This window comes from Bacillus sp. 05T31 (assembly GCF_056396725.1).
Window position 1 is genome coordinate 1 of sequence record NZ_JBFTMA010001183.1, and the last position, 753, is coordinate 753.

Here is a 753-nt window from a genome sequence, read left to right on the forward strand (position 1 = left end):
TTAAATAGCAATTGAAAATTTAAAAAAGAGAGGTGAAAAATCTGTTACTAACAAAAGAGCGAGTATAGATAAAAGTATTCTTAGCGTGCAAAAACTACATACTCTAAGGATATACATTTGCCTATATTTGTAGTAGCAGACAGTAGACTATGGAAAGTAAAGTAGAACGTTATGTCGAAAACTATGTTGTAAGCAAAAATACAATGGCCTTACTTCCTGTTGTTCTAGGAGAAAAGAAAGTTGTTACGCGAATTGTAGAAATGGAAGATTCTTTTTTCGTATTTCAAAAGCCTCTTGATATTATAGAGAGAAGTTGCCGGAAGCATGGTTCTAGTTTCTTTGGAAGAAAAGAAGGAACGAAGGAGTTAACTCGTATTACACATAAAGCTCCTATCGCAATTAGCCCGACAGATCAACTTTATTTTTTCCCTACGTATTCTTATTCTCGAAAAGAGTGTGCGTGGTTGTCTCATTTTCATATTGAAGATAATAAAGAATTAAAAGATGGAAATCTTATTATTAGATTTATAAATGGTTTCGCTGTGAAACTAGAAATGTCAAAAAGTAGCTTTGAAAATCRGCAAAATCGTACAGCGAAATTACGGACAGAGTATGAAGATCGTAAGAAAAAACAAGGAAATCCTTGCTTTAAAGAGATTGATAAAAATGAAGAATCTAAATTAACACCAGCATATGAGAAAGTGTATTTTGTGAAGGAAGGCGAAGTGTGAGAGGGAAAGGATGGGGAGACTC

Annotated in this window: 1 protein-coding gene and 1 pseudogene; both read left to right on the forward strand. The window is 33.5% G+C overall.

All coding sequences use genetic code 11. The features are described from left to right. Positions 1-13: 13 nt before the first annotated feature. A pseudogene (locus tag AC1DJR_RS32245) lies at positions 14-100 on the forward strand (RNA-guided endonuclease InsQ/TnpB family protein); the annotation flags it as partial. Positions 101-149: 49 nt separating this feature from the next. Beyond that, entirely contained in the window at positions 150-731 is a 582-nt protein-coding gene (locus AC1DJR_RS32250; RefSeq protein ID WP_477004499.1) for a competence protein ComK, read from the forward strand. The last annotated feature ends 22 nt before the right edge of the window (positions 732-753 follow it).